10 protein-coding genes are annotated in these 9,066 nt (G+C 63.1%); all 10 read left to right on the forward strand.

The window, feature by feature from the left end:
- The first annotated feature begins 93 nt into the window (after positions 1–93).
- The 10 genes from MRY80_RS27205 (at position 94) to MRY80_RS27250 (ending at position 8,863) form a co-directional block, all read left to right on the forward strand.
- Positions 94–450 carry a hypothetical protein gene (locus tag MRY80_RS27205; RefSeq protein WP_293295044.1) on the forward strand — a complete coding sequence of 119 codons (357 nt, stop codon included), beginning with the start codon at positions 94–96 and terminating at the stop codon, positions 448–450.
- Entirely contained in the window at positions 450–968 is a 519-nt protein-coding gene (locus tag MRY80_RS27210) for a DUF1833 family protein (protein WP_293295046.1), read from the forward strand. The genes MRY80_RS27205 and MRY80_RS27210 overlap by 1 nt, the downstream gene beginning before the upstream one ends.
- A complete protein-coding gene (locus tag MRY80_RS27215) occupies positions 965–1,357 on the forward strand; it encodes an NlpC/P60 family protein (protein ID WP_293295048.1) in 393 nt (130 codons plus the stop codon). Before MRY80_RS27210 ends, MRY80_RS27215 begins: the two co-directional genes overlap by 4 nt.
- Entirely contained in the window at positions 1,354–4,992 is a 3,639-nt protein-coding gene (locus MRY80_RS27220) for a hypothetical protein (protein WP_293295050.1), read from the forward strand. The genes MRY80_RS27215 and MRY80_RS27220 overlap by 4 nt, the downstream gene beginning before the upstream one ends.
- Positions 4,974–5,348 carry a hypothetical protein gene (locus MRY80_RS27225; protein WP_293295051.1) on the forward strand — a complete coding sequence of 125 codons (375 nt, stop codon included), beginning with the start codon at positions 4,974–4,976 and terminating at the stop codon, positions 5,346–5,348. Before MRY80_RS27220 ends, MRY80_RS27225 begins: the two co-directional genes overlap by 19 nt.
- Before the next feature lie 3 nt (positions 5,349–5,351).
- Positions 5,352–5,792, forward strand: a complete 441-nt coding sequence (locus tag MRY80_RS27230) for a hypothetical protein (RefSeq protein ID WP_293295052.1) — start codon at positions 5,352–5,354, stop codon at positions 5,790–5,792.
- Positions 5,793–5,828: 36 nt separating this feature from the next.
- Complete coding sequence (locus MRY80_RS27235; RefSeq protein ID WP_293295053.1) at positions 5,829–6,086, forward strand: hypothetical protein; 258 nt, start codon at positions 5,829–5,831, stop codon at positions 6,084–6,086.
- 34 nt (positions 6,087–6,120) lie between these two features.
- Positions 6,121–7,203, forward strand: a complete 1,083-nt coding sequence (locus MRY80_RS27240; protein ID WP_293295054.1) for a glycine-rich domain-containing protein — start codon at positions 6,121–6,123, stop codon at positions 7,201–7,203.
- Positions 7,204–7,229: 26 nt separating this feature from the next.
- Complete coding sequence (locus tag MRY80_RS27245) at positions 7,230–8,468, forward strand: hypothetical protein (protein ID WP_293295055.1); 1,239 nt, start codon at positions 7,230–7,232, stop codon at positions 8,466–8,468.
- Between the two features lie 92 nt (positions 8,469–8,560).
- A complete protein-coding gene (locus MRY80_RS27250) occupies positions 8,561–8,863 on the forward strand; it encodes a Gp49 family protein (protein WP_293295057.1) in 303 nt (100 codons plus the stop codon).
- The last annotated feature ends 203 nt before the right edge of the window (positions 8,864–9,066 follow it).

Genomic DNA, 9,066 nt, shown 5'->3' on the forward strand with positions numbered 1-9,066 from the left:
CGCGAGGGATTCGGTCGTGGCGATTTCGACCCGTCGATGCGCGGCTTCAATACGCGTCCGGCCCGGGCAAAGCGCTAACAGGAGCGTCCTGAAATGGCGATAGCGACATGGCCGGCGAGTTTGCCGGTCCCGTTACTGGATTTATATTCCGAGTCGCCGGTGTTTGCGAAGCGTTCGTTCAAACCGGAAGTCGGGCCGGAGATCGAAAGCCGACGCGGGACAGTCAAGATCAGTCGCGACAATTGGGTGCTGCATTGCACAGCGGAGCAAGTCGAAGTCTTTGAGGAGTTCGTCGAGATTGATCTCCAGAGCGCAGTCGAACCATTTCTGATCACACATCCGAGACGGGATGAGCAGGTGAGGGTTCGACTGGTGGGGGAAACTCCATGCCGAGTTGATCGGGCTGGCATTGACTACCGTATTTCACTCTCGGTCACGATCATCGGCTGATGCGCTCTATCGATACGGTCACCCGGTACGAGCTGAACCGGTCGCAGACTGGCGAGGACTTCGTCGGTTTGCTGACGATTTCACATGACGAGCTGGCTGACGTCATCCCTTTGGCGCTCGACGCGGAAGCCTATGTGCTCGACGGGGTAACCTACGCCGCCGCTCCGATGACGTTGACCGTGGCCAGCGACAACGAGGACCAGACGCCGGAAATGACGATGTCGTTCCCGAATGTCGATCGTCGGGCGGGCGCGCTTCTGGCCAAGGTGCCCGGCGCGTGTCGCGTGTCGCTGTCCATCTACCGCACGCGGTTCTTCGATCTCACGGTCGCGCCGCGGGTCGTCAAGCCGGCGACGACGCCGCTGACCGTCTACCGGGTTATCCGATGGTTCCTAACCGACACATCGACCACGGACCGCACGGTTTCCGGCCGTGTCCGGTCCTACGATTATCGAATGGAGGGAGCCTTGCGCCGTCGCGCCACCAAGGATCTGTTCCCGGGGCTGTATGCGCGTTGAGCTTCATTGGCATCCCTTTTCGCGAGCGTGACGGCGGGCGCGCGGGCACGCATTGCTGGGGGCTCGTGAGGCTGGTCTATCGCGAGAACCACCGGATCGAGCTGCCGGAGCATGCGGAGATCGGCGCGCACGAGGTGCTGTCCATCGCGCGCGAGACGAAACGGCAGATGACGTCGCGGACATGGCTGCGCGTCGACGAGCCGCGCTATCCCGATGTCGCGGTGATGTCCGCATTGGGCGGCGATCATCCGGTCCATGTCGGCGTTGTCTTCCCCGAACTCCGGCTTCTGCATCTCGAGGAGCGTACGGCGTCGGTCTGCGTGCCGCTGGCGCACCCCGTGATCGAGCCGAGGCTGTTGGGCTTCTTCCGTCACGAGGCGTTTCGATGAGCGAGATCAATGCCGTGTGGCGGCCGCCGTTCGGCCTCGGCGCGACGGAGATCAGGACGTTTCCCGCCGGTGCGCGACTTGCCGAGATCGCCGACGCCATGTCCGTGCCGGAGGGCTTCCACGGGCGCGGGGTGGTCACGGTGTCCTCGCCGGGCCATTGCGGGGCGGCAGTCTCCGACGAGATCGACTGGCGCTGCCTGCGCATTCACGGCGGCTGCACGGTCGTGTTTCAGGACGGGCTTCGCGATGGCGGCGGCGGTGGGTCGTCGCGCGGCAAGAACGTGCTCGCCACCGTGCTGTCAGTCGGCGCTTTGCTTGCTGCGACGGCGATTTCCGGCGGCGTTCTCGGCGGCGTCTTCAAGGCCGGAAGCCTCGCCGCACGCCTGCTTGGCGGCGCGGTCGCTGTTGCCGGTCAACTCGCGGCAGCCGGCATTTCAGCGACACCCGTTCAGGACGAGAGCGATCAGGAGAGCCCCGTCGGTGCGGCGTCACTCAGTGGCAATGCGCTGGAACGTGGCGGCTACATCCCGCGCGTCATGGGCGGTCGCCGGATATTCCCGAAACTGGCGTGCGAACCCCTGATCGAACGAGACGGGCAAAACGAGTTTGTCGAAGGCGTCTATGTCGCCGAGGGGCCGCACGACCTGTCGGAAATCCGCATCGGAGACAGCGATGTCGCCAGCGCCGAAGACGTCCAGGTCGAAACTCGCGAGGGTTGGGCGGCCGACACTCCGATCTCGCTTGTCCAGCGCTACGGCAAGACCCGGACGCCGAACATTGAACTGTCGCAACATGCGATCGATCCAGACAACACGAACCTGCTCGAAGATCAGGTTGTGCCGGAGAACTCGCTGCCTGTCTGGCATGGCACCGCAGTATCCAAGGGCGCCGACGAATTGTGGCTGCACTTCTCCTGTCCGTCCGGCTTGCAAGATCAGCAGAACACCGATCGGCAGCAAACGCTTGGCTTTCGCGTTCGGCTGATCGCGTCCGACGGCACGATCTACAACCTGCCGGAAGTGTGGTTCGGTGCGGAGACATCGCGTGATCCGCGTCCGACGATCGAGATCAAATGGGCCGACGCGCCGGAGACAACGCCCGCACCTCCGAGCGAGAACGGTTGGCTGGCCGCGCTCACCAGTGTTCAGAATTCCGCGTGGGAGGCCGACGAGAGTTTCTATGCCGGCAGTGGCAACACTTATCTGGTGAGCGGAAGCGTCGCCGCGTCGGGCGTGGAGCGGGTTCGCCTCACCGACAAGAAGTGCGAGTTCTTCCTCGATGAAACGGCGATCCCGAACGACTATTACCGGGTCGAGGTCAAGCGATCGGCAACCTTGCAACTGAGTGTCTGGGATTTTGCCGATTACGCCACCAGCGACGTCGGAGACCAGTACGGTTATGAAACTGCCGGTTCGTCCTATCAGCCGCCGCGCGACACCAAATCGATTTCCGACCGCTGCTATCTTCTCCGTGCGGCGAGCGTGTGGAACACGCATCCGGTGGCCGGCGGGGCACAGGGGCCGGGCGTCGCGATCATCGCGGTGCGCGGCAAGAACCGGTCGATCGCTGATCTCTCCGTTTTCGCCTCCGGCTATGTCCAGGACTGGGACGGAAGCGGGTGGAACGACTGGGTCGTCACTTCCAATCCGGCGCCGCACTACCGCAGCCTGTTCCGGTCGGATTGGGCTGCCGACCCGTTGCCCGAGGATGCTATCGACGATGTCAGTCTCGTGGCGTGGCGCGCGGACTGCATCGCCCGCACGCTGACATCCGACCTCGTGGTCGAGTCTCAGGGCTTGATCGACGCGGCCAACCAGATCGCCGGGGCTGGTTATGCCCGCTTCCGGGCGTCGGACAAATGGGGCGTGGTGCGCGACTACAACCGGTCCAACGAGGATCCGGTGCAGATATTCGGCTCGCGCAACATGAACAACCTGACGATGGACAAGGCGCTGCCCCGGCTGCCGGACGGGTTCCGCGTGTCCTGGGGCAATCCGACCGGCGAGGAAGACGACCCGGAGACCATCGTCTACAGGACAGGCAGGGAAGGCGTCTCCAACCCGAGACTGGAGGCGGTGAGCTATCCGGCCATCGTGCTGGAGGCCCGGGCCGTCGAGCGCGCCAGGTTCGATCTCGCGCAGCTTGAGATGCGCTCCGCATTCTACACCTTCGATGCGCCGCCCGAGGCGATCGTTTGCGAGCGCGGCGACCTGATCGGCATCAATCACTGGATTTTCGAGGAGTATGCCGGCTCCGCTCGGGTCGAGGCTGTCGACGTGTCGGGTGGAATGATCCAGGGGGTTTGGCTGGATCAGACCATCCCGGTCGTCAAGGAGCCGCTGATCAACGACGTCGCGGACCTCACGACGATCGAGGACATGACGCTGCTCGGCCTGACGACGGCGGTGATGATCCGCAACGCTGACGGCACGATGACGACGCATGTGGTCGCCAACGACACCGGAGATGCCGACTATCTTGCCTTCGAGACGCCGATCGCGGTGGACACCGACGCGGATGTTGGCGATCTGATCCAGGAGGATTGCCTTGTGGTCGGTGGCGCGAGAGCCGCAGTGACCCGCCATGTCGTTCAGGGCATGAAGCCCGATTCGGACATGTTCTTCTCCGTCACGGCTGTCGATGAAGCGCCAGGGCTGCCCTATCCCCCGCGCGCATTGACGCTTGAAGCCGGTGTCGGATCGTATGCCATGACTGGCCAGGACGTTGGCTTCTCGCGCAGCCTTGCCCTGGTTGCCGAGGCGGGAGGCTTCGTCGTCGGCGGACAAGACGCAGAACTCGTTGCGACGCAGCTCCTGACCGCGGAATATGGAGCATTTACCCTCTCGGGCCAGGATGCGGATCTCTTCCCTGGCTACAGTGTGGTCGCCGAAACGGGATCATTCGCTCTGAGCGGTCAGGACGCGGGACTGAACGCGGCGTACTTGTTGGAGGCAGAGGCCGGTTCGCTTGCCTTGTCGGGGCAGGACGTGGCGTTTTCGTCCAGCCTGTCACTCGATCTCGTCGGGTCGAGCACCGGGACGAATTCCTGCACCATGCCGACGGTCGAGAGCGGCGACGTCGCGATATGGATCGGGGCTGTCTACTTCAGTTCCACGAACAAGGTTGCGGTGTATCCCGATGCCCCGAGCGGCTTCACGTCTCTCGACACGGACGTTTTCCTTCCCGGCAACCGGATAGGGTGGCGGGTTGCGTATCGAATTCTCGACGGAACGGAAGACGGCAGCTCTATCCCCACATCCGACGAGGGCGATCAGGGCAGATCGGGCGCCGTGGTGGTCTACCGGCCGAGCGTCGGTGTCACGACTGTCGCGCTCGCCGGGGAACATGTTGTCGATCCGGAGGGGGGCGATCCGGCCGCGCAGGCAATCCTCGGCACTGATCCGAGCACGGATCTCGCGATCGCGTTCTGTGCGTTCTTCGGCGCGCCAAGCGGCGTGACGAGTGCAAGTTCTTCGCCCGCTCTGGCGCAACAGACCGATCCGTTCGGCGCCAACAGCATGTGCGAAGTCCATAGCGATGGCTACGTGGCCGCGGACTTCGAAGACGTCACCTTCGACTGCGGCGACGGTGGCGCCGTTAACGGGATGATCTGCACATGGATAGAGCTGTCATGAACCGGGAAGAGGCAATCGCAGCAGTCCGTGCTTCGGCCGCGATGTGGGTGGAACGCGCGAGCGGTCCGAAGGCGCACAAGATGCGGGTCACGATCGAGGATTGCGGCCTGTGCAATCTGTTCCGCGTGGGGCGCGAACCTGACCGGGAATGCGAGGGCTGTCCCGTCTTCCTGGCGACGGGCCGAAAGCTCTGCGCGGGAACGCCGATTTCCGATGCCGTCGACATCGTGCGTCGCGTGAAGCGCGCCCGACCGCAAAGCGCCGAGTTCGACGCCGCAATGGCGGACCTGCGGGCGGCGGTTCCCGCCATCAAGGCATTCGAGCAAACCGTTCTGGCCAACTACGAGAGAACCTAGACCATGGCGACGTACAACAAGATCAACGACTTCGTGGAGCATCTCGCCGAAGGCGTGCATAACCTTGGCGCCGACACGCTGACGGTGGCCCTGTCGAACACTGCGCCGGGGTCGGAGTCGAGCAATCCCGCGACCGACGGCAATGGCGTCCTCGCGAACGTCACCCAGGTGGCATACACCTACTGCTCGGCGCGTGCGATCACGATCTCCACCTCCGCGCAGGCGAGCGGCACCTACAAGCTCACCCTGGCCGACCTGACACTGACCGCGAGCGGCGGATCGGTCGGGCCGTTCCGCTACATCTACATCTACAACGACACCCCGACGTCGCCGGCCGATGCGTTGATCGGATACTACGACTACGGCTCCGCGATCACTCTCGCGGACGGCGAAAGCCTGACGATCGATTTCAGTGCGGTCAATGGCGTCCTGCAGATCGCCTGACCCGCTTCCGGGCATATCCACGAAAGGTTCGACTACATGGCCAAGACACCGAATGAGAACGAGATGCGTGCGCGCTTCAAGGTGCTGCGCAAGAAGCGCGAGGACATCATCTCCGGCAACGCCGACCTTCAGGCCAGCTATGACGCCAAACGCTCCGCGATCGCCGAGATCAATGCGGAGATCGCGCCGATCGCGGAAGCCTTGCGCGACGCGAAGGCCCCGCTGGTGGAGATCGACAGGGAGCTGGCGATGATCTCCCGGGCGCTCGGCGGCAAGACGGGCGACCCTGCCTGACCTTCCAGGCAACCTCCTATCGCGCAGGTGAAACATGGCAAATGACGGACTTGTTCCGGATGGCGAGACATCGACCTCCGGTGCCGACTATATGGACGACGTCAAGGGCGAGCTCGAGGAGGGGCTGAAGCGTGCGCCCTTCGAACTCACCAGTGTAGGTGGCACCGCCAATGCAGTGACGTGCGACAAGCCCGTCCAGATGGGTGCGTCCCTGGTGCGCGGCATGTGCGGCTTCATCACGTGGGACGCCGCCAATACCGGCGCCGTCACGCTCACCATTTCCGGACTGTCCGGCGTCGATGTCGTTTCCTCTGCCGGCGCCGCGCTTGCCGGAGGGGAGCTCGCTTCGGGGCGCACGGACATGTGGTTCTTCGACGGAACGGACATTCTCGTGTTCCCCTCCAACATCGCCACACCGGCATCGGTGAACCGGCAGGAATTCACGGCAAACGGAACCTGGACGAAGCCGACCGGGTATGACGGGTCGGCATCAGTCCTGATGTTCGGCTGGGCCGGAGGCGGCGGCGGCGGATCAGACAATGATGGCGGCGGCGGCGGCGGCGGCGCATACAACCGTCGGGACGACCTCACGCTCGATGACTTGCCGTCATCGTTGTCGGTGACGATCGGATCCGGTGGCGGCCAGGACACGGCCGGCGGCAATACGATCGTCTACAATGGCGCGACCAACTATCTCGTCGCCTATGGCGGCGGCGCGGGCGGCGGCGCAACCGAATCCCAGAATGGCGGCGGCGGCGGCGCAGGAGAATTCGCCAAGGGTGGCAATGGCAGTTTCGGCGGCTTCGGCGCTGGCGGTGATCTTGGCGGTGGAGATGGCGGCGATCCCGGCACCAATAGCGGGTTGGACGCATCGACTCCCTTTGCCGGCGGCGGCGGCGGCGCAGGTGGGTCCAACTCCACGCGTGACGGCGGCCGGGCTATCTTCGGCGGCGGTGGCGGCGCAGGTGTCAATGATGGCGGAAGCGGCACGCCCGGCACCTCGATCCATGGCGGCGACGGCGGGGCGGCGGGCGAAAACGGGGTGATCCCGGGCGGCGGCGGCGGCGCTGAGGCGTCGGGCGCGCGCGGCGAGGCCGTGATCATCGTCTTCCCGTAATCGGCGGCATTTCTCAGAGGTAAATCATGACCGGACTTTCACTCGGGCTTGGGCTTGGCCTTAACACCCCTGGAGCGGGCGGTGGGTCTCTATTTGGCACTGAATATGTCGGGCAGGTGATGGGGCAGTGCCACATCCCGTTTCAGGTGACTACAGACACTTATTTCAACTCACAGTCCGTACACTACGCGATGGACAGCGGAAGCCGGCTCAAGATCGGCATCCCGAACTGGTATGTAAATATAGGTTCGGGGGAAACAAACGGTCCGGGTAATGTGACCTATTCTGCGGCCCTGTTGGATGCCAGTGAAACCGTCCTCGGCCAGTTCAAATTTTCCGGCAGCGCTACAGCAGTCGCTGCCCCCGGCGCTGTATTGGAAACCGACTGGCTCAGCGTCAACTACACGGCAGGTACGAGATATCTCATTCGGATTTGGGGTAATGGAGCGTCAGGAGTTATCTATCTACAGCCACAAAGCCGCAATCCATCCACAAATCGCCGAACCAATTTTGACGATGGGAACCGCTGGGAGTCGAGCGCCAGCGCGCTGGCCGACAAGACGCTTGGAGGAACCATAAGCAACGTATTCTCGATCTATAACGAGTTCACACCGATTTACATTGTCGGCGACACCCGCCGGTCATCCGTGTTGATGGTCGGGGATAGCCTGATGCATCGTGGAGCGGCAAATCTGGGTGATTACTATGACGGCACGTCGCCAAACGTAGGGTACGCTGAGCGCGCTCTAGGTGAGCTTGGGGTCGCGTATATCAATCTTGGTGTCCCGGCAGAGACCGCTCAGCAATTTATCGCCAGCCATACCATCCGCGCCGCCATGAAATCGTATGTGTCGCACGTTTGGTGCGGCTACGGCTTCAACGATATATCCAATGGTCGAACCTCCGCTCAACTTCTTGCTGATTTGGCGACGATCTATGGGTACTTCCCCGATAACCGGATTGTGCAGGCAATCATGCCGTACCGCAGTTCCGGAGCGTGGACTCTTGCTGACGGCTCCGACCAGACAGTTCCAACGGTATTCACTCCCGGCAATGTTGTAGGCACCGTAAACGCCGCCGTTGAGGCGTCTTCAGTGGACGGGGTGACGGACTATCGTTCCGCAGCATTTGACCTGACAACACACAAGTGGTTGGCCGATGGGACAGTCGGGAAATACACCCCGGACGGCATTCACAGCAGTCAGTTTGCCTGCCAGGCGATTGCAAGCAGTGGGTTAATCACCTCAACGCCGTTCTTCCGCTGACCCCACCGCCCCAACCACAACTGTGGGGGGTGCAGCCTATCCCGCGCCGGGCGGGTTTTCCCGGTAAGTCCCAAGACTGAAAGGTGAGACTGATGAGCAAGAACGAAGCTGAGATTGAAGCCGAAATCCAGGCGAAGGGCTTGAACGCTCCGCGCCTCAACCCGGCGATGATCGACAACACGATCGTCTCCGAGCAGTACCATGTCTTTCCCGGCACAACGATGACCGTCTGCGCGCTGACGCTGCGCAATGGGTTCATCGTGACGGGTGAAAGCGCGGCGGCGTCGCCCGAGAACTTCGACAAGGAGATCGGCCGGAAAATCGCCCGCGAGAATGCCAGGAACAAGATCTGGTCGCTTGAAGGCTATCTGCTGCGCAGCAAGCTCGCAGCCTGACTGACAATCCGGGGCCGGCTGAACCGGCCCCGTCTTCACTCACATCGCCATGATCTGCAGGCCGTTGAACCGATCGGCGACCAGGCGGCCCGACGATTTGCGCGGGTGGACGTAGGTCTGCAGGAACACGCTGGCGCTGCGCCAGCCGCCAGCCTCCATCGCCGTGCGGATGTCCGCGCCGAGTTCGATCGCCGTCGTCGCGA

It is taken from the genome of Oricola sp. (genome assembly GCF_022763245.1).
In the GTDB taxonomy this organism is placed as follows: Bacteria; Pseudomonadota; Alphaproteobacteria; order Rhizobiales; family Rhizobiaceae; genus Oricola.